Origin of the sequence: Streptococcus rupicaprae (assembly GCF_040545225.1) — a bacterium.
Classification (GTDB): Bacteria; Bacillota; Bacilli; order Lactobacillales; family Streptococcaceae; genus Streptococcus; species Streptococcus rupicaprae.
In genome coordinates, this window is sequence record NZ_JBEPLO010000007.1 from 57,657 (window position 1) to 79,118 (window position 21,462).

The following is a 21,462-nucleotide window of genomic DNA, read 5'->3' on the forward strand; positions in this document are numbered from 1 at the left end:
AAATATCAGAACTGAAGAGGAAATCATGAGCAGGGCCCGGGAAAGAGGACCTAGATTTGCTTAGTTCCTTTGTTGTAACCTTTAAAACATTAAATAATCAGAAAACTTTAATAAATGGTTGCGCTTTTTTCTATTTTTTGTTATGGTTAGAGAGAAGCAGAACAAAAAGGAGCCATAGTGATTCGAAAATATCCATTCATTCTAACGATTATCTTAATAGGTCTAATAATATGTTCCTTAACAATAGGAGTTTCTGAAGACTTTTCCTGGTGGAGCTTATTCAAGGGCGAGTCTGCTAGCTGGCTAATTTTCACTGCTTCCCGCCTTCCTAGGACCCTCAGTATCCTCCTTGCAGGATCTGCCATGGCTGTAGCAGGACTTTTGATGCAGGCGGTTATGCAGAATAATTTTGCAGCGCCCTCGACAGTTGGAACAATCGAAGGAGCTCAGCTGGGAATATTGATCAGTCTGTTTTTATTTCCGTCAGCTACTTTAGTGCAGAAGATGACCTTGGCCTTTGTGAGTTCGATCTTCCTCACCTTCTTATTCTTGAGATTAACTAGGGCTTTGCGCCTACAAGAACGGTGGTTACTGCCTTTGATTGGCCTTGTCTATAGTGGGATAATCGGCTCATTTGCGGGGATCATGGCTTACCATTACAACCTGGTTCAATCGTTTTCATCTTGGTTGCAGGGATCATTTTCAATGATACAGAAGAATCAATACGAATGGCTTTTTTTCAATCTCCTGATTTTGATCTTGGTGTGGCGTCTATCGGCCAGTTTTACCCTGATGGGACTTGGAGAAGCCTCCAGTCAAGTGCTTGGTTTGGATTATCGTAAATACGAATGGCTCTCTATTTCTTTGGTGGCGCTAACGACGAGTGTGACGGTTATTACGGTTGGTTCGCTACCTTTTTTGGGAGTCATTGTGCCCAATATCGTTAGAATCTATAAGGGAGACCATCTTGAGCAGACTCATCTTTCGGTAGCACTCATTGGTGCAATTCTGGTGCTTGTCTGCGATTGTTTGGCACGCTGGCTGATCGCTCCTTATGAGCTTCCAGTCAGTTTGATTTTGGGAATTATCGGTAGCGGTACCTTCGTTCTCCTGTTATTATGGAAGGGACGTTTTTATGAACAAAATGACTAATTCATCTCAAAAACGAATCCTTTTGCTAATGACTCTAGTGATCTTAGGAATTGTTCTTTATTATGCTCCGATTAGCCAAGTCTTAACCCCATATGCACTGAAGGCAAGGACGCAAAAATTAGTGGCCTACCTCTTGGTAGCTGTGGGCGTTGGTTTTAGTAGCATTAGTTTTCAAACAATCACAGGCAATCGCCTCTTAACACCGGGGATTCTGGGGCTGGAATCGTTCTATGTCCTCTTGCAGACGCTCCTCTATTGGTTTTCCTGGCGTTTATTTGGGCAATTAACCCTCCATCCCATCCTGTCTTTTCTGGCCTTGATCGCAATCCAGTCTGGTCTCTTTCTTCTTCTGCAACCGGCTTTTACTTACCTATCCAAGCAGGGGGTATTGTTACTTCTTTTGGTTTGCATGTCATTGGGAACCTTGTTTCGGAGTTTGTCAACCTTTTTGCAGGTGACTATGGATCCCAATGAGTACGACCAATTGCAAGCCCGATTATTTCCGAGTTTCCAACGCGCCAATATGGCGATTTTAAGCATTAGTGCCATTATTTTAATCCTTGTCCTGGTTCTTATCTGGAAAAAAGCGGCCATTCTTGATGTCTGGCATTTAGGACGAGACAATGCGGTGCTGCTTGGAATTGATGTGCAAAGAGAAGAGAGAAGCCTACTCTGTCTGATTGTCCTGATTGTAGCGGTTCTGACGGCCTTGGTTGGCCCTTTGACCTATATTGGATTTTTGATATCCAATATCAGCTACCAAATCAGTCGGACCTATCGCCATCAGGAATTATTTATCCTTTCTAGTTTGATAGGTTTTTTGGTTTTGTTAGTGGGGCAATTCATTGTCGAGCGTTTATTTGGCTATCGGCTCAATATCAGTATGGTGATTGAACTGTTGGGCGGTTTGCTCTTCTTTTACTTGATTTTTAGGGAGAAAAAAAGCTTATGAAGTTAGAGGCTATTTCGAAACGGTTTCGAGACGACCCTATCTTAAAAGAGGTATCGTTAGAAATAACTCCAGGGAGTTTTACGGCCTTTATAGGGCCAAATGGAGCAGGCAAATCAACGCTTGTTAACATCATGAGTCGATTGATCACTAAGGATGGCGGAGCTGTTTGGATCAAGGGGCAGGAGATAGAGCATTGGAATAACAAGGAGTTAGCCAAGGAACTTTCTCTCTTGAAGCAATCTCAACACCTTCAAAGCAAGCTGACTGTTGAAGAATTGGTCGGATTTGGACGCTACCCCTATAGCGGGAACCGGCAGGCTGCTGAGGATCGGGTGAAGATTCAGGAAGCCCTGCGCTACGTGGCCTTAGATGCGATGCAGCAGCGCTATATCCACAGCTTATCTGGCGGACAGTTGCAACGGGCCTTGATCGCCATGGTTTTAGCGCAGGATACGGATTTTATCTTATTGGATGAACCCTTAAATAATTTAGATATGAAGCAGAGCCTAGCCATCATGACCATTCTTCGTAACATGGTAGATCAACTGGGGAAGACAGTGGTCATGGTCATTCACGACATCAATGTGGCTGCTCGCTTTGCTGACGAAATGGTAGCCTTTAAAGAAGGACAAGTCTTTTTCAAAGGGAAGACGCAAGAAGTGATGAAAAAGGAGGTGTTGGATGCCTTATATGATATGTCGGTTACCTTGGTTGAGGTAAATGGAAAACAAGTTTGTGTGTATTGAGAATGAAAGGAAATTAATATGAAACACTATTTTAAATCGATTTTTGGCGCTGTAGCTCTTCTTTTAATTCTTGTGGGGCTGGCAGCCTGTGGGACCAAGACGACACAGCCAGCAAAGGAGAGCGCTGAGGAAGCACCGACAGAAGTAGTGATTGGAGAAGTCCGTGTTCCAGTCAACCCTAAAAAGATTGTCTCCTTTGACTTGGGAGCCGTAGATACCATCCGTGCTCTAGGGAAAGAAGACAGTATTGTCGGTTTGCCGACGCAAGGTCTGCCAGCCTACCTATCTGATTTTTTGGATAGACAGAGTGTAGGAAACATGAAGGAGCCTGACCTGGAGGCTGTGGCAGCCCTAGAGCCTGATTTGATTATCGCCTCTGGCCGGACAGTTGAATACATGGAACAGTTCAAAGAGATTGCCCCAACGATTGTTTTTGAAACAGACAATGCCAATTATTGGTCGTCGGTCAAGGAAAATATTGCCAGTTTAGCGGCGATTTTCGGGGAAGAAGCTGTGAAAGATGCAGAGAAACAATTGGCAGATTTGGACCAGCAAATTCAAGAGCTAGCTGCAGCCAATCAAGCGTCGAATAAAAAAGCCCTCGCCATGATTTTAAACGAAGGGAATATGGCCATCAATGGAGCAAATTCTCGCTTTGCCTTCTTGTATCACACTCTTGGCTTCCATCCAACGGATGCTAAAATTGAAGAATCACGTCATGGCCAGGAAATTAGTTTTGAAGGGATCAATGAAATCAATCCAGACCTGATTTTTGTCCTGAATAGAACCGTCGCAATCGGAGGGGATAACTCAAGTAACGAAGCGCTTTTGAGGAATGAATTGATCCAGTCAACAAATGCTGGTCAAAATGATGGAATCATCACTTTAACATCAGACCTGTGGTATCTAAGCGGAGGAGGCTTAGAATCCATCCAGCTGATGGTTGATGATGTGAAAGACTATGCCAAGTAGTTCTGTTTTTCTGAAAAAGTGTGAAAACTTGAACATTGATTTAAAATTCAGCTAGCCTTTTTCTAAAAATAATGGTAAAATAGGGGTGTATGGGAATTAAGCCCAAAAAATAAAGGAGGCTACACAATGCCATTAGTTTCAGCAGCAGAATTTGTCAAAGCAGCTCGTGAAAACGGCTATGCGGTCGGCGGATTTAACACAAACAACCTTGAGTGGACTCAGGCTATCTTGCGTGCAGCAGAAGCCAAACAAGCTCCAATCCTTATCCAAACCTCTATGGGTGCGGCCAAATACATGGGCGGTTACAAGGTTGCTCGTAACTTGATCGCCAACTTGATCGAGTCTATGAACATCACTGTACCAGTTGCTATCCACCTTGACCACGGCCACTACGAAGACTCACTTGAGTGTATCGAAGCTGGTTACACGTCTATCATGTTTGACGGTTCACACTTGCCAGTGGAAGAAAACCTTGAGAAAGCTCGCGAAGTGGTTGCCCTTGCTCATGCTAAAGGTATCTCAGTTGAGGCTGAAGTGGGTACCATCGGTGGTGAAGAAGACGGTATCGTTGGTAAGGGCGAATTGGCACCAATCGAAGACGCTATCGCTATGGTTGAAACAGGAATCGACTTCTTGGCAGCTGGTATCGGTAACATCCACGGTCCATACCCAGCAAACTGGGAAGGTCTTGACCTTGATCACTTGAAGAAATTGACAGAAGCTGTTCCAGGTTTCCCAATCGTTCTTCACGGTGGTTCAGGTATCCCTGATGAGCAAATCCAAGAAGCAATCCGTCTTGGTGTTGCAAAAGTAAACGTGAACACAGAAGGTCAAATCGCCTTCGCAGAAGCTACTTTGAAATTTGCTTCTGAGTACGCTGCAGACAAGGCTGGTTACGACGCGAAGAAACTCTTCGACCCACGTAAGTTCTTGGCACCTGGTATCAAGGCTGTTCAAGACGCCATCGAAGAGCGTATCGATGTCTTCGGTTCAGCCAACAAGGCATAATTTATACAGAAAAGAGTTCCTTAGTGGAGCTCTTTTTCCTGTTCATTTTTTCTATTCTGTCAGTTCTGAGAGTTAGCTGACTAGCGAGCAAATAAAGTATCATAATTTAGGAAAGCAGTCTTCGGATTGCTTTTTCGTTTCAAGACTTGTCATCCTTACGGATTTTCTGCCAACCAAAGTCTGAATTTGAGCACCTAAAGCTTTAATCATTTAGGAAGCGCTAGTTTTAATAAGAACAGTTTGATTGGAGGGGAGAGAATGGGTCCTTAGGGAACATAGCTAAAGGAGGTGGTTTGAGCAGGACTTGGATCAGGGGGCTGAACCTTTTTGTAGGCGTTTTCTTATAGTTAGGTTGGTTTTTCTCGTAAAATATTGATAAAACCCACTTGCTAAATAAGTGGGAATCTGATATACTGTGTAAGTATGTGGTGCTAGCACATCCTTATATAGACTACGTAGGAGGAAATACAAAATGGCTAAAGTATGTTATTTTACAGGTCGTAAGACTGTATCAGGCAACAATCGTTCACACGCCATGAACCAAACCAAACGTACAGTGAAACCAAACCTTCAAAAAGTGACTGTCCTTATCGATGGTAAACCTAAAAAAGTTTGGGCTTCAGCGCGTGCGCTTAAATCTGGTAAAGTAGAACGCATTTAAAAGGCAGCCTTGAGGCTGTTTTTTTGTGCCTTGAAGGTTAGGAATTGTCAGTTTTTTAGAACTCAAGAAACAGCTAAGCCTTTGTGGTCAAGTCTATATTTTGCAGGCTTAATTTTTACACTTGCTTCTAAATATGGTAAAATGAAGTATCAGACTAAATGAGGTAGTAAAAATGACTGTAAAGATTAACACAAAAGATGGTCAAATCGAATTGACAGATGATGTCATTGCGACTGTTGTTGGCTCTGCGACAACAGAAATTTTTGGTGTGGTTGGGATGGCTAGCAAGGCAGCTATTAAGGACAATTTCAATGCTTTGTTGCGCCGTGAAAACTATGCCAAGGGTGTGGTGATCAAGACTGATGAAGAAGGCCGTATTGCAGTTGATGTTTACACGGTGATGAGCTATGGTGTTAAGATTAGTGAGGTTTCTAAGAATATTCAAGAAAGTGTCAAGTTTCACTTACAAAATCATTTAGGGATTTCAGCTGAGACAGTCAATGTCTTTGTTCAAAATATCAAGGTCGTAGGAGAGTAATCGTGTCAAAAATCACAACCAGTTTATTTCAAGAAATGGTTCAGGCGGCATCAACGCGTCTGAACAAACAGGCAGACTATGTTAATTCGTTAAATGTTTTCCCAGTGCCAGATGGTGATACAGGAACCAATATGGGAATGACCATCACCAACGGTGCCAAGGAAGTCGCTAGTAAGCCTGCGTCAACAGTAGGAGAGGTGGGACAAATTCTCTCAAAAGGCCTGTTGATGGGAGCGCGTGGTAACTCAGGTGTGATTACATCTCAGTTATTCCGTGGATTTGGTCAAGCGATTCGTGATAAAGAAGAACTCGATGGTAAAGACTTGGCTCGTGCTTTTCAAAATGGTGTAGAAGTCGCTTATAAGGCGGTTATGAAGCCTGTAGAAGGGACTATTTTGACCGTTTCTCGTGGCGCCGCGACTGCTGCCTTGAAGAAGGCTGAAGAGACAGATGATGCTGTTGAGGTTATGCGGGCAGCGCTTGAAGGAGCCAATCGTGCGCTCAAGAAAACACCTGATCTCTTGCCGGTTTTGAAGGAAGTTGGTGTGGTTGACTCAGGTGGTCAAGGTCTTGTATACATCTACGAGGGCTTCTTGTCTGCCTTGACAGGTGAATACATCGCATCAGAAGACTTCGAAGTAACGCCGGCTGTGATGAGTGAGATGATCAACGCAGAGCACCATAAGGCGGTCGTTGGTCATGTGGCGACAGAAGATATTACCTTTGGCTACTGTACTGAAATTATGGTAGCATTGCGTCAAGGGCCAACCTACATCAAAGAGTTCGACTACGAAGAATTTCAGGGCTATTTGAGTAATTTGGGAGATTCTCTTTTGGTGGTCAATGATGATGAAATCGTTAAGGTCCATGTCCATACCGAGGATCCGGGACTTGTCATGCAAGAAGGTCTTAAATATGGTAGCCTTGTCAAAGTCAAGGTTGATAACATGCGTGAGCAGCATGAAGCCCAAGTAGAGCGTGTAGCTACTCCAGTAGGTCCTCAAAAGGAATATGGAATTATTGCTGTTTCGGCAGGAGATGGACTGGCTGAAATCTTTAAAGCCCAAGGTGTGGACTATGTTATTTCTGGTGGACAGACCATGAATCCGTCCACGGAGGATATTGTCAAGGCGATCGAAGAAGTTAATGCAAAGAACATCATTCTCTTACCAAACAACAAAAATATCCAAATGGCGGCAGAGGCAGCAGCAGAAGTTGCAGAGCAACCAACGGTCGTTGTAGCTTCGCGGACCATTCCGCAAGGGCTAACAAGTCTTTTAGCCTTTGACGATAGTAAGACGCTTGAAGCTAACCATCAAGCCATGACCCAAGCCTTGTCGCAGGTTATTAGTGGCAGTATCACGACTGCTGTGCGTGATACCACCATCGATGGCCTGGAAATTCATGAAAAGGACAACCTGGGGATGGTAGACGGCAAGATTCTTGTGTCTGAGCCGGATATGGCTAAAACTTTAGCGGATACATTTGACCATATGTTAGATGAAGATAGCGAGATTGTGACCATCTATCTTGGCGAAGGGTCAGATCAAGCACTTATTCAGGACTTAGCTGATCAATTACAAGAGAGGTTTGAAGATCTTGAAGTAGAAATTTACCAAGGCGATCAGCCAGTTTACCCTTATTTGTTTAGTGTAGAATAATTTAGGAACTCCTCTCTCTTATTGGGTGAGGAGTTTTTTGTCATTATATGGTAAAAAATAGTTGCATTTTTTCGAAAACATGGTATCATATTAAGAAAGTTTTGGAATTTTTAGAAAATAGAGCAAAGGAGGGAATATGGCGAAAGATAAGCTCAATGAGCCTAAGAAGGGTTCGCAACTGGTTCTTGAAACCTTACAAGGGCTAGGAGTGGATACGATTTTCGGCTATCCAGGTGGTGCTGTTTTACCACTTTATGATGCAATTTATCAATTTGAGGGCATTCAACATGTCTTGTCAAGGCACGAACAAGGATCTCTCCATGAAGCTGAAGGTTATGCTAAATCAACTGGGAAAATTGGCGTTGCCCTGGTAACCTCTGGTCCAGGTGCGACCAATGCTATCACAGGTATTGCGGATGCCATGGCAGACAGTGTCCCCTTGCTTGTCTTTACTGGTCAGGTAGCGACACCAGGAATCGGTAAAGATGCCTTTCAAGAAGCAGATATTGTTGGTCTGACCATGCCGATCACCAAGTACAATTATCAAATTCGCCACACAGAAGATATCCCTAGGGTTATCACAGAGGCGATCCATATTGCGACGACAGGTCGTCCTGGTCCGGTTGTTATTGATATCCCTAAGGATATTCAGGAACGTGAAGTGATAGCAGTGACCAATCCGACGCTTGACTTACCTAGCTACCAGCCGACTATCGAGCCGAATGGCCTGCAACTGAAACGATTGGTAGACCAGCTTACAGCTGCCAAACGCCCAGTCATTTTAGCTGGTGGAGGGGTGGCTTACGCTGGTGGAGCAGATGCCTTGCGTCTCTTTGCGGAGCGGTATCAAATCCCTGTCGTAACCACGCTCTTAGGTTTGGGTGTTATGCCGCATGACCATCCTCTGAATCTGGGCATGGGAGGCATGCACGGCTCTTATGCGGCCAATATGGCACTGACAGAAGCAGACTACATGATTAACTTTGGGTCGCGCTTTGATGATCGTCTGACGGGTAATGTGACGACTTTTGCCAAGGATGCTTTTGTGGCCCATGTCGATATTGATCCAGCAGAGATTTCTAAAATCATTCGGGCGGATATTCCTATTGTGGGTGATGCTAAGAGGGCACTTGAGGGGTTGCTGAAACTAGAAACAGTTGAGGTGGATACGTCTGCTTGGATCAAGCAAGTGACCTTTAACAAGAATCGCGTGAAGCCGTATCATAGGTCCCTAGACTTTATTCAGCCCCAGGAAGTGATCGAAGTGATTGGTCAATTGACCAAGGGTGAGGCGATAGTGGTGACGGATGTCGGTCAGCACCAGATGTGGGCGGCCCAGTATTATCCTTACAAGCACGGGCGTCAGTTGGTCACATCAGGTGGTCTTGGGACCATGGGCTTCGGTATTCCGGCAGCCATCGGAGCTAAATTGGCCAATCCTGATAAGGAAGTGATCCTCTTTGTCGGGGACGGAGGTTTCCAGATGACCAACCAAGAAATGGCCATCTTGAATGGTTACGGTGTGCCAATAAAAATTATCCTGCTCAACAATCACTCCTTGGGAATGGTTCGCCAGTGGCAAGAATCCTTCTACAGTGAGCGTCGAAGCGAGTCAACCTTTGACGCTGAGCCTAATTTCCAGCTCCTGGCTCAGGCTTACGGGGTCAAATCTTACCACTTTAAAGATCCAAAGACCATTGTCAAAGATTTAGAAGTGCTTACGGAGGATGTCCCGATGTTGATAGAGGTTTCGATTTCAAATCGTGAGCGGGTTTATCCGATGGTTCCGAGCGGTAAGAGCAATTTTGAAATGTTGGGGGTGGAATTCAATGCGTAGAATGTTAACAGCAAAACTCCGTAACTCAACAGGTGTTCTCAACCGATTCACAGGTGTCCTTTCTCGTCGCCAGGTCAATATCGAGTCCATCTCAGTCGGTCATACCGAAGACAAAACGATTTCCCGAGTGACGCTCATCATTGATGTGGCAACCTTTGAGGAAGTCGAACAAATCATCAAGCAACTGAATCGTTTGATTGACGTTGTGCGAGTCAGGGATATCACAGACCTTCCGCATTTGGAGCGGGAAGTGATCCTGGTTAAGATTTCGGCGCCTCCTATCAAACGGGCAGAAATCTTGGCTATTATCCAGCCTTTTAGGGCATCGGTAGTGGACGTGGCACCCAAGTCAATCACGATTCAGATGACAGGAGGCTCTGAAAAAATAGAAGCTCTCCTAAGAGTGATCACACCTTATGGTATAAAGAACGTTGCTCGCACAGGGGTGACAGGCTTTACCAGAGACTAGCCAGCACAGGCTTAAAAAGCAGAATTTATTAAAAAGAAAAGAGAAACAATATGGCAGTTCAAATGCAATACGAAAAAGATGTTCAAGTCGCAGCCCTTCAAGGCAAAAAAATCGCCGTAATCGGTTATGGCTCACAAGGCCATGCCCACGCACAAAACTTGCGTGACTCAGGCAATGACGTCATCATCGGTGTACGTGCAGGGAAGTCATTCGATAAAGCAAAAGAAGATGGCTTTGAGGCTTATTCTGTCGCAGAAGCGACTAAGTTGGCAGATGTTATCATGATTTTGGCGCCTGACGAGATTCAAGCGGACACCTACAAAGAAGAAATCGAGCCAAACTTGGAAGCAGGGAACGCTCTAGGCTTTGCTCATGGCTTTAACATTCACTTTGAATTTATCAAGGCGCCTGCTGATGTGGATGTCTTCATGGTAGCGCCAAAAGGACCTGGTCACTTGGTGCGTCGGACTTATGAGGAAGGTTTTGGGGTTCCTGCACTTTATGCAGTTTACCAAGATGCGACAGGAAATGCCAAGAACATTGCGATGGACTGGGCTAAAGGAGTGGGTTCTGCGCGTGTGGGTCTTCTTGAGACTACTTTCAAAGAAGAAACGGAAGAAGATTTGTTTGGTGAGCAAGCGGTTCTCTGTGGTGGTTTGACAGCCTTGATTCAAGCTGGTTTTGAAGTCTTGACAGAAGCTGGTTATGCACCAGAATTGGCTTACTTTGAAACTCTTCATGAGATGAAATTGATTGTGGACTTGATCTACGAAGGTGGCTTCAAGAAAATGCGCCAATCTATTTCAAACACAGCCGAGTTTGGAGACTACGTTTCAGGTCCACGCGTGATCACAGATCAGGTTAAGGAAAACATGAAAGCTGTCCTCGCGGACATCCAATCTGGCAAGTTTGCCAATGACTTTGTCAACGACTATAAGGCTGGTCGTCCTAAGCTTCAAGCTTACCGTGATGCCGCTGAAGGTCTTGAAATTGAAAAAGTAGGTGCTGAATTGCGTAAGGCTATGCCATTCGTTAGTCGCAACGACGACGATAACTTTAAGATTTATAACTAAAAAAGATGCTTGTCAGTTGTTGCCCTTGATCTAGGACCAAATGCTTGATAAGACAAAACTTGCTTAAAAAGACTAGGCCTGGCCTAGTCTTTTTGCGGATTTATTTAATACTCAAAGAAAATCAATCTAGCCTAGGAAAGGAAGTTGATATTAGAACTGGAATTTATCGAAGCGGGTTGAGGGTATCTTCAGTTTTCAAAGAGTATTAGCCTAAGAGAGACAGGATATTTTACACCAAACAAGTGATCTATGTTTCGCCTGTTACAATTCTTTAATTGTTTGTCACCAAATAAACTTGTAGTTGACACAAAGCTCTGTTTAAATAGAATTAGCTAAATGGTTTAAGGAGGACAACCAAATGAAGAAATGTTTTACTTTCTTTCTAACGCTATCTATTTTGTTATGGCTAAAAACCAGTCAGGTGACTGCCGAATCGCAAGGTCAAGATAAGGAGGTTCTGATTCAACGCCTTTATTTGAGTAGGGCTCAAGGAGAAGACGCTATCGACCTTGTCAAGCAGTGGGAGCTCTTTCGTGTGAATGTTGATTTCGTAATCCCCGAGGATATTGCTCAGGGCGGTGGAAAAACGGAGATTGTTTTACCTACAGAGTTAAAATTTGGAAATCTGGGAGATTTTGATGTTCAAGATGAAGAGGGTAACGTTATTGGGAAGGCTCGGATGAATCCAGGGACCAAGACGTTAACAGTAACTTATACAGACCAAATACTCAATCGACCGAGAGCGGAAGGGACATTTTTCTTCTATGCTCAAGTGGACCATCATAAGGATATTCCCTATATGATTCCGGTAGATTTTACAGTAGATGGTCAAAGGCTGTCTGCAGGAGAATTAAATTTTGCAGGCAAGGAAGAGCAGGTGGAAACACGTATCAACAAGTCTGCTTGGCAAGAAGATGCCAATCTCAACCAAGCAACCCATGTTGTGTCCCTCAATCGTAGTCAGGAGTCTATGGAGGATCTTGTCGTTTCTGAACAGTTACAGCATCAAAACATGGTCTACTTGTTAGATAGTTTCAGGGTCTACAAGGGGCAATGGTCTTGGCAGAATCATGAATGGGTGTTGATTGATTCGGTAGATATTACAGATCAGGTTTCACTGAGTACCAGCTCTCAATCGTATGAACTTTCCTTGGGAGATTTATCGCCGGAAGAAGGGGTTAGAATTGTGTACAAAACAGAATTGACTGCACTACCTGAGATTGGTCAGCGTTTGGAAAATCAAGTGCATCTTGATAGAGCTGGCCATCTGAGAGAAACAGTAAATGGCGGTTATACCTATAAAAAGGCCGGTGGCTTTTCTCAACAAATGATTTATGGGTTAAGTATTCAGGTTCGAGATAAACAAGGCCTGCCAGTGACAGGGGAGTTTGTTCAGCTCTTTAGAACAGATACCGGAGAATTTGTGTCTTCTGGTTCTATGGACAAGGAAGGTCACTTGATTTTTAGAGACCTCCCTAAAGCTAACTACACGATTCGTATGACAATCATAAAAGATGGAGAAGCAAAAAAGACAGAGTATTTTATTGGCAAAGAAGAGTTTAGTCAAGAAAATCCTATGCTGAACTATTCTATTATTACGAAGGAATAGAAGTATTTCATTTTTAAGAGTGGGGCAGGCAGTCATGATGAAGCTATTGTGATTGTTTGTCTCACTCTTTTTGCTGAAATTTAAAAGATATAAGGAAATGACTCACGATATTTGAATAAAAGATGAAAAATTCAGACTTTTTTGATATACTAGGAGATATTTTAAAAAAGGATGGGCAGTGATGATTGAAGCAAATGATATTGTAAAAGCCTACCATGTACTGAAGGATGTAGCGGTTGAAACACCTCTTGACTATGACCGCTACTTATCGGAGAAATATGGTGCGACTATTTATTTAAAACGGGAAAATGCGCAGAAGGTTCGCTCCTTTAAACTACGGGGGGCCTATTATGCTATCAGTCAGCTGACAGATGAGCAAAAAGCACTCGGAGTGGTTTGTGCCTCTGCGGGCAATCATGCCCAAGGGGTTGCCTATACCTGTCATGAGATGGGGATACCTGCCACTATTTTCATGCCAGTCCCCACTCCTCAGCAAAAAGTTTCTCAGGTCCAATTTTTTGGAGGAGAAACTGTTACGATTCGCTTAGTAGGCGATACCTTTGATGAATCGGCCCAAGCCGCATTAGCTTATGCTAAAGACAAAGGGATGACCTTTATCGATCCCTTTGATGACGCCCATGTCCAGGCAGGACAAGGGACGGTGGCTTATGAGATCATGGCAGTGGCTGAAGATGAAGGGATCTCCTTTGATCACATTTTTATTCCTGTCGGAGGTGGTGGCTTAATTTCTGGCATGTCGGCCTATTTGAAAGAAACGGCTCCAGAGATAAGGATTGTCGGTGTCGAAGCCAGCGGAGCGGCCTCTATGGCGGCTGCCTTTGTAGCTGGTCGGCCTGTTAAGTTAGAGCAAATCGACAAATTTGCAGACGGGATTGCGGTTCAGCAAGTCGGTCAGTTGACCTACCAGGTAGCCAGACGCTATGTTGACCAACTGGTTGCGGTCGATGAGGGCTTGATCTCTGAGACGGTGATTGACCTTTATTCCAAACAAGGGATTGTGGCAGAGCCTGCTGGAGCAGCAACAATTGCTGCTTTGGAGCTACTACGCGAACAAATCAAGGGGAAAACCATTTGTTGTGTGATTTCAGGGGGGAACAACGATATTAACCGTATGCCTGAAATGGAAGAACGTGCCCTGATTTATGACGGGATTAAGCATTACTTTGTGGTTAATTTCCCTCAGCGTCCTGGAGCTTTGCGGGAATTTGTCAACAATATCCTGGGTGAGCATGACGACATCACCCGATTTGAGTACATCAAGCGGGCTAGCCGTGGCAAGGGGCCGGTCTTGATCGGGATTGCCCTTGGTGACAAGGCAGATTACGACGGCTTTATTGAGCGCTTAAGCTCCTTTGATCCTCACTTTATCAATTTACAGGGCAATGAAACCCTCTACGGCTTACTAGTCTAAGCAAAATATCCCTCTGAATTTAGTTTAGGGGGATTTTTTTGTGAGCAATTTCCTTGCAAATATCACTAACTAAAGATATTATAAAGAAAATGGAGGTTATAAGGATGAAAAAAATTGAACTAGGAATCTCAACCTTTGGGGATACAACTGAGCTAGAAAGCACAGGTCAAGCCATCAGTCATGCCCAGCGTCTACGGGATCTGGTTGAGGAGATTGAGTTGGCTGATCAGGTCGGCTTGGATTTTTATGGCATCGGTGAACACCATCGGGAAGACTTTGCCGTGTCTGCGCCAGAAATTGTCCTGGCTGCGGGTGCTGTCAATACCAAAAAGATTCGCCTGAGCTCAGCGGTTAGTGTCCTGTCTTCGATGGACCCTGTTCGCCTTTACCAGCAGTATGCGACTATCGATGCTTTGTCAAATGGCAGAGCAGAAATTATGGCAGGGCGAGGTTCATTCACAGAGAGCTTCCCACTGTTTGGTTATGACTTGAAGGACTATGAAGAACTGTTCGATGAGAAGTTAGACATGCTCCTGGAAATCAAGAAACAAACCAACCTCACATGGTCAGGCAAGCACACGCAGGCTGTTGAGAATAAGCCTGTCGTGCCAAGAGCGGTCCAGGAAGATTTTCCAATTTGGGTAGCGACAGGGGGCAACCTGGACTCTACTGTGAAAATCGCTGAGAAGGGACTGCCGATCGCCTATGCCATTATCGGTGGCAATCCCTTGGCCTTTGGCCGACTGATCCAAGCTTATCGAGAAATCGGACGCCGTTCGGGGCACCAGCCAGAGCGTCTCAAGGTCGGAGCCCATTCCTGGGGCTGGTTGGCTGAGACGGATGAAAAGGCTGTTGCAGACTATTACCATCCGACCAAGGCCATGTCCGATGGCATCGGCAAGACCCGTCCTTACTGGCGTCCGATGACCTATGATTATTATCTGCAAGCTGTCGGTCCAGATGGGGCCATGTTTGTGGGGAGTGCTGAAACGGTGGCCAATAAGATCATCCGTTTGATAGAAAATCTCGATCTGGACCGCTTCATGATGCACCTGCCAATCGGGTCCATGCCCCATGAGGAAACCTTGAAAGCCATCCGCATTTATGGGGAGGAAGTGGCTCCGAGAGTGAGGGCTTATTTTGAAAAAGGCTAAAAATTTCAGTTTTTTTGGCCATAGAAGGACAAAAAGTACATAAAGTAGATAAAAAACAGATTTTAGACAGAGATCTAATAGAAAATTAAACTATAATTTAGCTATCAAATAGTGAAGGAAGGTTTTTTTCTATGGAGTCACGTAAACTAAGAAAATTATGTAGAGTTGCACTAACAGCTGCGCTCTTGGGTGGGATGGCGATTAACCAAGTGCCGGTCTTAGCTCAGGTGAGTGATGCTGGGACAACGGGTGCTGCGAATGAGATTATTTCAAGGGACCCTAATGCAAAGAGATTGACTGAAGTTCTTAAGAGTAAGGACTTTAAACCTGAAGATGTTAAGTTAGTATTGAAAGACTTGTTGCCTGAAACCTTGGCTTATTACTACGATAAGACAGATATTCTTTCTATTTTAGTTGATTCAGATGATGAGGCTATCAAGCGGTTAAAGCAGCTTTTCTTGGAAGAGATTGGCACACGTTTTCCTAATGTGCTGAAGAAACAACCAGATCAGAAAGCTGATGAACTCCAAAAGCAAGTGTTGGAACAACAAAAGCAGATTGAGGAATTGCAAAATGAGCATCGCGAGTTAATAAAAACTACTGACGAAGAGAATAAGAAGCAAGTCGAAAAGCTTAGCATGGCTTTTGATGAATTGAATCGAATTAAAGCCGAGAATGAAAAGCTTAAAGAAGACTTGGCAGCTAAAGATGGGACACAGAAAGCTAGAGAACTAGAAAACCGTCTCAAAGAAACCGAAAATAAACTAGAGCAAAGTAAGTCAGAACTAGAGGAAGTTAAAAAAGAACTCGCTAAAAAAGAATCAGAAGCTGAACAGCAAAGTAGAGACTTAGAAGCTCTTCGTAAGGAGAAAACAGGCTTAGATCATACGAACAAGGACTTAGAATCAAAAAATAAGAAATTAGAAGAGCGCCTAGAAAAATCTGAACAAGATAGACAAAGCTTACAAGAACAGCGAGAGAAAGCTTTGAGTGAAGCTGAAGCGCTTAAAAAAGAAAAAGAGGACATCGAGGCTGAAAGAAATAATCAGAAGCATCAACTGGAAACCTTAGAACGCCAGAAAGCTGAGCTTGAGAAAGAAAAAGGTGCTATTGCTACTAAGATTGCTGAATTAGAAGAGGCGCTTAAGAAAGCTCCAAATGGCAGCGAGTTACTTGATAATGTCCAACTGAAAGCTGAGAAAGACAGGCTTGAACAAGAGCGTCAAGCGTTGCAAGAAAAAGCAGAAGACCTTGCTGAACAGTTGGAAGCGTCTAAAAACCAAGCAGAAACGCTTAGTCAAGACAAGGCTCGCCTTGAGAAAGAAGCAACTGATAACCAACAACGGTTGACAGAGCTGCAAGAAAAAGAAAAAAGCTTGAGCGCGGAAAAGGCTAGCCTTCAGGAAAGGATTAACACCCTTCAACAGCAACTCGAAAACAAGGTAGTTCCTGAAGAAAAACCTCAAGTCCCTACGCCTAACGCTGAGCTTGACCAGCTTAAGGCTCAACTGGTGACATTGGAAGCGAAACAACAAGCTCTTGAGACCGAGAAGGCTACCCTGCAGCAGCAAGCCCAAGAACAAGCTCAACAATTGACTCGACTACAAGAAGAGCTTGCCAATAAAGTGGCTGAAGTTGAGAAAGCTCAAGGAGACTTGCAAGCAGAAAAGGCAGCGGCTGAAAAAGCCCTAGCTGATAAAGATAGAGCGCTAGAAAACGTGACTCTTGAGCTTCAAAAATCTCAAGCGGCCAATCAACAATTGGGAGAGGACAAGGCTCAACTTGAGCAAGAATTGGCTTCCTTGAGGATGCGTCTTGAAGATGCTAATCAAAAAGTGAACAGTTTGCAACAAGAAAAAGCGGCGTTAGTCGAAAAAGAGCAAGAGCTACTCAAGAAAATAGAAGCCTTGCAGAACGGTATGCTTCCAACACCGAAAGCGGAAAGCACGCCTGTTCCATCTGAGCCAAAAACTCCAAGTCTCCCAGAGAAGCAAGAGAGTGTGCCGACAGAACGGACACAACCAGCTCTTCCAGAGAAAGCAGAAAAAGCCCCTTCAGAAACAGAGACGCCAAGCCTTCCAGAGAAGAAGGAGCATGTGCCGGCAGATCCAAAACAACCAGGTCAACCAGAGAAGAAAGATAATCTTCCTTCTGAGCCGAAGAAGGAGATGCAACCAGATGATCCTCAATCTAAACGGTTGAAACCAAACTATTCACCGCTACCATCCTCTCCTAAGGCAAAAGAAGATAAAACAGTGAAGAAGAGCGAATCGCAACAAGAAAAAGCGCCAGATGTTTCCTTCCCAACCTATCGAAAAGGGATGATGCCTGATGCTAAAGCTTCTTCTAAGCCTGTAGCAAGCCCTAAAAAATCATCAGAAATGGCCAAAAAACAACTACCTCAGACTGGTGATAGCGTTCAAGGCTTCTGGCAATTTGGATTGCTGACAGCGATTGCTGGAATGGTTGTATCATTTCGAAGGAAAAAAAGTGAAGATTAACTAGGCATGAGGTATCAAGGAGGAAGAAAATCACAAAACAATCTTACAGCGTTCGGTCTTAGTGACTTGTGTTTAGAACAGCCATAAGTTGTCGATTTTCTTTCAACCGTCTCATCAATGGTGGCGATAAAATAAATGGATCGGAAAAACTTGTATCTAGTGTCTCAGGATATTTTATCCTTACTTTGGCAGATATAGCTCCATATCTCTTTACATTTTTTTACTTGTTTGCTATACTATACATATAAACTATCAATAGGGGGCTTTGTAGTGGAAGGTTTTATGAGTTTAATTATTTTCGTTGTTCTACTGACTATTCTGTTCTTAGTTTTGCTATCCTGTCTTTATGTAGTCAAACAGCAGACAGTGGCCATTGTTGAACGGTTTGGGAAGTACCAACGAACAGCAACGGCTGGGATTCAGTTCAAGCTACCTTTTGGGATCGATCGCATTGCGGCCCGTATCCAGTTGCGTGTTTTGCAAAATGACATGATTGTAGAGACGAAAACCAACGATAATGTTTTCGTAACAATGAATGTGGCAACTCAGTACCGAGTGGATGAACAAAATGTCACAGACGCCTACTACAAGCTGATGCGGCCTGAAGAACAGATTAAGTCTTACATTGAAGATGCATTGCGTTCATCAGTTCCAAAACTAACCTTGGATGAGTTGTTTGAGAAGAAAGACGAAATCGCTCTTGAAGTTCAAAAACAGGTGGCCGAAGAGATGTCTACCTATGGGTATATCATTGTAAAAACTCTGATTACTCGGGTTGATCCAGACAGTGAAGTTAAGCAGTCCATGAACGAGATCAACGCGGCTCAGCGCAAGCGTGTAGCAGCTCAAGAATTGGCCAATGCTGATAAGATAAAAATCGTGACGGCAGCCGAAGCGGAAGCTGAGAAAGATCGCCTGCATGGGGTTGGTATTGCTGAACAACGTAAGGCCATTGTAGATGGTTTGGCGGATTCTATTCAGGAATTGCGTGATGCAAATGTTTCTTTGGATGAGGAGCAGATTATGTCTATCCTCTTGACTAACCAATACTTAGACACGCTTAATCAGTTTGCTGAAAAAGGAAACCAGGCAATCTTCTTGCCCAACAGTCCACAGGCTGTTGATGATATTCGGACACAAATTTTGTCAGCTTTAAAGGTTAAGTAACCTTAAAATTGGAAAAAAGTGATTGATTCGTCCAACTTTGTATGCTATAATACATAATTAGGAAATTTTAAAAAAAGGAGGCTATCAAGCGTGACTAACTATGAAAAAGTCGAAGCAGTTGTCAACTGGGTGCGTGAGAAGAAATTAACGGGGTACCGTATCAGTAAAGAAACAAACGCACGTGAGATGTCAATTATTGCGTTGGCTCAAGGCCGTGCAAAGATTGACAACATTTCATTTGCAACAGCGCTAGGTTTGATTGATTTTTACGATAAAAATCATGAAAAATACGATGATTAATTAATTATAAAAAGGCTGGAACCAAGGTTTCGGCTTTTTTTGCTACGGAGAACAGTTTTTGCTTGCTTTTTAAGAAGTAAGGGGTTACAATTGATTTGTAGACAAAAATCATTTTTTAGAACTTTGTCAGGAGGTGATTGACGTTTTAAACGAAAAAGAACAGGCAATTCTAGAAGTGATCCGCCAGTATCCCTTCTACTCGCAACAGGAGATTGCTGACCAGCTGGGGATGTCTAGATCTAGTATCGCTAATATGATATCTGATTTGATCAAGCGGAATTATCTTCTAGGTAGGGCCTATGTGATCAATGACGATGCTCCGATTATCTGTATCGGAGGGATGAATGTTGACCGTAAGTTCTATGCCTGCCAAGAGTTGATTTTAAAGACATCTAACCCCGTTCGAAGCGAGGTATCAATAGGGGGTGTAGGACGCAATATTGCTGAAAATTTGGGACGTTTGGGCGAAAATGTCCTCATGCTATCCCGAGCTGGCAATGACCAAGATTGGGAATTGATCAAAAATCAATCGCAGTCCTATATCAATCTAAGGCAGGTGGATATTGACCCAGGTCAGACGACAAGTTCCTATACGGCTGTTATTGATTTGGACGGAGAAATGAGTCTAGCCTTAGCCAATATGGCTATTTGCGATACCATGACGGTATCCTGGCTCCAGCAGTACGAGGACCTGATCAGCCGTGCAAGTCTCTTGGTTGTGGATCTGAATCTTCCCAAGGAAAGTCTGGCTTATCTGATCGCCTTGGCCAAGGAGCGAAAGGTTGCTTTGGCTCTTATTCCTGTGTCGGCTCCCAAGATGGCCCATCTGCCCAAGGATTTGACAGGTGTAGAGTGGTTGATCGTTAACCAAGATGAGAGCGAGTTTTTCTTTGACCGGAAGGTTGGGTCAGAAGCTGATTTTGAGGCACTGGCTGAGTCTTGGCTGGCTTGTGGTGTTGGGCAGGTTCTGGTCACCAGAGGCGCCAAGTCCATGCTCTATGCTAGGGCTGGTGGCGAGAAGCTCATGATTTCGCCCAAGGTCGTTCCCCAGATGGTGGACGCAACAGGAGCAGGTGATTCCCTGTCTGCTGGAGTTCTCTTTGCTTGGTTAAATGGTTATGACCAAAAGGAAACCTTAGAGTTTGGCCTGACCAATGCCTACCACACCATTTTATCTTCGGATACGGTTCGTAAGACCCTATCCCGTCACAGTTTTTTACAAGAAAGAAAGGATTTATTTGATCATGACAATTGAACGTTATTTAGAATTTTCTCCAGAGGTAGCTGAAGCCAAGGCTAGTGGCAAGCCGATTGTGGCCCTGGAATCCACCATTATTTCACACGGCATGCCTTACCCTCAGAACGTTGAGATGGCCAAAACAGTAGAACAGATCATCCGTGACAACGGCGCAGTTCCAGCCACCATTGCTATTATGGATGGGAAATATAAGATTGGTTTATCCGAGGCAGACCTTGAACGTTTGGCTACAGAGGAGAATGTCGCTAAGGTATCCCGTCGTGATTTGGCTGAAATCATTGCGACCAAGCGTATCGGGGCAACAACGGTTGCGACTACTATGATCGGCGCTGCTTTTGCAGGCATCAAATTCTTTGTGACAGGTGGTATCGGTGGTGTCCATCGTGGCTTTGAAGAGACTATGGATGTTTCTGCGGACTTGGACGAATTGGCTCAAACACCAGTTACTGTTATCTGTGCAGGGGCTAAATCGATTCTTGATTTGCCACGTACTTTGGAGTATTTGGAAACCAAGGGTGTTCCAGTGATCGGCTATAAAACCGAAGTTTTACCAGCCTTCTACACAGGGACCAGCCCTTACAGCTTGAACAGCCATACCGATTCTGTCGACACCTTGGCTTCGATTGTTAAGACTAGTGAAGATCTAGGCCTTAATGGAGGTCTTCTGGTAGTTAATCCAATTCCAAAAGAACATGAATTGGAAGCAAGTTATATTGACAGTATCATTGAAAAAGCTGTGGCAGAAGCAGAAGAAAACGGCATTGTCGGCAAGGATATCACTCCGTTCCTGCTTGGGAAAATCGTTGAGTTGACCGACGGCAAGAGTCTGGCGGCTAATATTCAATTGGTTTACAATAATGCTAAGGTAGGAGCTCAAATCGCTAGTAGCTACAATCAGTTGTAGGAAGAATACGTTAAAGACTGGGAGTTTATCGTCCTGGTCTTTTGGTTTTCAGGAAAAACCTGAAATAT

19 protein-coding genes are annotated in these 21,462 nt (G+C 44.0%); all 19 read left to right on the forward strand.

Annotated elements, in window-relative coordinates; all coding sequences use genetic code 11:
- Nucleotides 1-180: 180 nt before the first annotated feature.
- The 19 genes from ABID29_RS04285 to ABID29_RS04375 all read left to right on the forward strand — a co-directional run bounded on the left by ABID29_RS04285 (nt 181) and on the right by ABID29_RS04375 (nt 21,394).
- Nucleotides 181-1,152 (forward strand): ABC transporter permease, encoded by a 972-nt coding sequence (locus ABID29_RS04285; RefSeq protein ID WP_435533148.1) that lies wholly within the window; start codon nt 181-183, stop codon nt 1,150-1,152.
- On the forward strand, nt 1,136-2,104 hold the full coding sequence (locus ABID29_RS04290; RefSeq protein WP_354364630.1) for an iron chelate uptake ABC transporter family permease subunit: 969 nt from the start codon (nt 1,136-1,138) through the stop codon (nt 2,102-2,104). Before ABID29_RS04285 ends, ABID29_RS04290 begins: the two co-directional genes overlap by 17 nt.
- The gene (locus tag ABID29_RS04295) at nt 2,101-2,850 is read left to right on the forward strand and encodes an iron ABC transporter ATP-binding protein (protein WP_354364631.1); all 750 of its coding nucleotides are present in this window, start codon (nt 2,101-2,103) and stop codon (nt 2,848-2,850) included. The genes ABID29_RS04290 and ABID29_RS04295 overlap by 4 nt, the downstream gene beginning before the upstream one ends.
- An 18-nt stretch (nt 2,851-2,868) precedes the next feature.
- Nucleotides 2,869-3,822 (forward strand): siderophore ABC transporter substrate-binding protein, encoded by a 954-nt coding sequence (locus ABID29_RS04300; protein ID WP_354364633.1) that lies wholly within the window; start codon nt 2,869-2,871, stop codon nt 3,820-3,822.
- A 126-nt stretch (nt 3,823-3,948) separates the two neighbouring features.
- Nucleotides 3,949-4,830 carry a class II fructose-bisphosphate aldolase gene (locus ABID29_RS04305; RefSeq protein ID WP_354364634.1) on the forward strand — a complete coding sequence of 294 codons (882 nt, stop codon included), beginning with the start codon at nt 3,949-3,951 and terminating at the stop codon, nt 4,828-4,830.
- Nucleotides 4,831-5,302: 472 nt separating this feature from the next.
- Entirely contained in the window at nt 5,303-5,491 is a 189-nt protein-coding gene (rpmB, locus tag ABID29_RS04310; RefSeq protein ID WP_277845443.1) for a 50S ribosomal protein L28, read from the forward strand.
- Between the two features lie 172 nt (nt 5,492-5,663).
- Complete coding sequence (locus tag ABID29_RS04315; RefSeq protein WP_168549748.1) at nt 5,664-6,029, forward strand: Asp23/Gls24 family envelope stress response protein; 366 nt, start codon at nt 5,664-5,666, stop codon at nt 6,027-6,029.
- Between the two features lie 2 nt (nt 6,030-6,031).
- Nucleotides 6,032-7,690: a DAK2 domain-containing protein gene (locus ABID29_RS04320; protein ID WP_354364635.1), complete on the forward strand. Its 1,659-nt coding sequence runs from the start codon at nt 6,032-6,034 to the stop codon at nt 7,688-7,690.
- A gap of 136 nt (nt 7,691-7,826) precedes the next feature.
- Entirely contained in the window at nt 7,827-9,527 is a 1,701-nt protein-coding gene (locus ABID29_RS04325) for an acetolactate synthase large subunit (RefSeq protein WP_354364637.1), read from the forward strand.
- Complete coding sequence (ilvN, locus tag ABID29_RS04330; protein ID WP_354364639.1) at nt 9,520-9,996, forward strand: acetolactate synthase small subunit; 477 nt, start codon at nt 9,520-9,522, stop codon at nt 9,994-9,996. The genes ABID29_RS04325 and ilvN overlap by 8 nt, the downstream gene beginning before the upstream one ends.
- A 50-nt stretch (nt 9,997-10,046) precedes the next feature.
- Complete coding sequence (gene ilvC / locus ABID29_RS04335) at nt 10,047-11,069, forward strand: ketol-acid reductoisomerase (protein WP_354364640.1); 1,023 nt, start codon at nt 10,047-10,049, stop codon at nt 11,067-11,069.
- A gap of 358 nt (nt 11,070-11,427) precedes the next feature.
- Complete coding sequence (locus ABID29_RS04340; protein WP_354364641.1) at nt 11,428-12,678, forward strand: Ig-like domain-containing protein; 1,251 nt, start codon at nt 11,428-11,430, stop codon at nt 12,676-12,678.
- A gap of 181 nt (nt 12,679-12,859) precedes the next feature.
- Complete coding sequence (ilvA, locus tag ABID29_RS04345) at nt 12,860-14,110, forward strand: threonine ammonia-lyase IlvA (RefSeq protein WP_354364642.1); 1,251 nt, start codon at nt 12,860-12,862, stop codon at nt 14,108-14,110.
- A gap of 104 nt (nt 14,111-14,214) precedes the next feature.
- On the forward strand, nt 14,215-15,264 hold the full coding sequence (locus tag ABID29_RS04350; protein ID WP_354364643.1) for an LLM class flavin-dependent oxidoreductase: 1,050 nt from the start codon (nt 14,215-14,217) through the stop codon (nt 15,262-15,264).
- 131 nt (nt 15,265-15,395) lie between these two features.
- The gene (locus tag ABID29_RS04355) at nt 15,396-17,765 is read left to right on the forward strand and encodes a hypothetical protein (RefSeq protein ID WP_354364645.1); all 2,370 of its coding nucleotides are present in this window, start codon (nt 15,396-15,398) and stop codon (nt 17,763-17,765) included.
- A 282-nt stretch (nt 17,766-18,047) separates the two neighbouring features.
- Nucleotides 18,048-18,932 (forward strand): SPFH domain-containing protein, encoded by an 885-nt coding sequence (locus ABID29_RS04360; protein WP_354364646.1) that lies wholly within the window; start codon nt 18,048-18,050, stop codon nt 18,930-18,932.
- Nucleotides 18,933-19,022: 90 nt separating this feature from the next.
- Entirely contained in the window at nt 19,023-19,232 is a 210-nt protein-coding gene (locus tag ABID29_RS04365) for a capsule biosynthesis transcriptional regulator (protein ID WP_168549738.1), read from the forward strand.
- Between the two features lie 133 nt (nt 19,233-19,365).
- The gene (locus tag ABID29_RS04370; RefSeq protein ID WP_354364648.1) at nt 19,366-20,487 is read left to right on the forward strand and encodes a carbohydrate kinase; all 1,122 of its coding nucleotides are present in this window, start codon (nt 19,366-19,368) and stop codon (nt 20,485-20,487) included.
- Nucleotides 20,477-21,394 carry a pseudouridine-5'-phosphate glycosidase gene (locus ABID29_RS04375; protein WP_354364649.1) on the forward strand — a complete coding sequence of 306 codons (918 nt, stop codon included), beginning with the start codon at nt 20,477-20,479 and terminating at the stop codon, nt 21,392-21,394. Before ABID29_RS04370 ends, ABID29_RS04375 begins: the two co-directional genes overlap by 11 nt.
- Nucleotides 21,395-21,462: the final 68 nt, after the last annotated feature.

Coding starts and splice junctions, on each gene's coding strand:
- ABID29_RS04325 (WP_354364637.1), top strand. CDS start 7,827: ATGGCGAAAGATAAGCTCAATGAGCCTAAGAAGGGTTCGCAACTGGTT.
- ABID29_RS04340 (WP_354364641.1), top strand. CDS start 11,428: ATGAAGAAATGTTTTACTTTCTTTCTAACGCTATCTATTTTGTTATGG.
- rpmB (WP_277845443.1), top strand. CDS start 5,303: ATGGCTAAAGTATGTTATTTTACAGGTCGTAAGACTGTATCAGGCAAC.
- ABID29_RS04350 (WP_354364643.1), top strand. CDS start 14,215: ATGAAAAAAATTGAACTAGGAATCTCAACCTTTGGGGATACAACTGAG.
- ABID29_RS04360 (WP_354364646.1), top strand. CDS start 18,048: ATGAGTTTAATTATTTTCGTTGTTCTACTGACTATTCTGTTCTTAGTT.
- ilvA (WP_354364642.1), top strand. CDS start 12,860: ATGATTGAAGCAAATGATATTGTAAAAGCCTACCATGTACTGAAGGAT.
- ABID29_RS04315 (WP_168549748.1), top strand. CDS start 5,664: ATGACTGTAAAGATTAACACAAAAGATGGTCAAATCGAATTGACAGAT.
- ABID29_RS04355 (WP_354364645.1), top strand. CDS start 15,396: ATGGAGTCACGTAAACTAAGAAAATTATGTAGAGTTGCACTAACAGCT.
- ABID29_RS04300 (WP_354364633.1), top strand. CDS start 2,869: ATGAAACACTATTTTAAATCGATTTTTGGCGCTGTAGCTCTTCTTTTA.
- ilvN (WP_354364639.1), top strand. CDS start 9,520: ATGCGTAGAATGTTAACAGCAAAACTCCGTAACTCAACAGGTGTTCTC.
- ilvC (WP_354364640.1), top strand. CDS start 10,047: ATGGCAGTTCAAATGCAATACGAAAAAGATGTTCAAGTCGCAGCCCTT.
- ABID29_RS04305 (WP_354364634.1), top strand. CDS start 3,949: ATGCCATTAGTTTCAGCAGCAGAATTTGTCAAAGCAGCTCGTGAAAAC.
- ABID29_RS04375 (WP_354364649.1), top strand. CDS start 20,477: ATGACAATTGAACGTTATTTAGAATTTTCTCCAGAGGTAGCTGAAGCC.
- ABID29_RS04295 (WP_354364631.1), top strand. CDS start 2,101: ATGAAGTTAGAGGCTATTTCGAAACGGTTTCGAGACGACCCTATCTTA.
- ABID29_RS04290 (WP_354364630.1), top strand. CDS start 1,136: ATGAACAAAATGACTAATTCATCTCAAAAACGAATCCTTTTGCTAATG.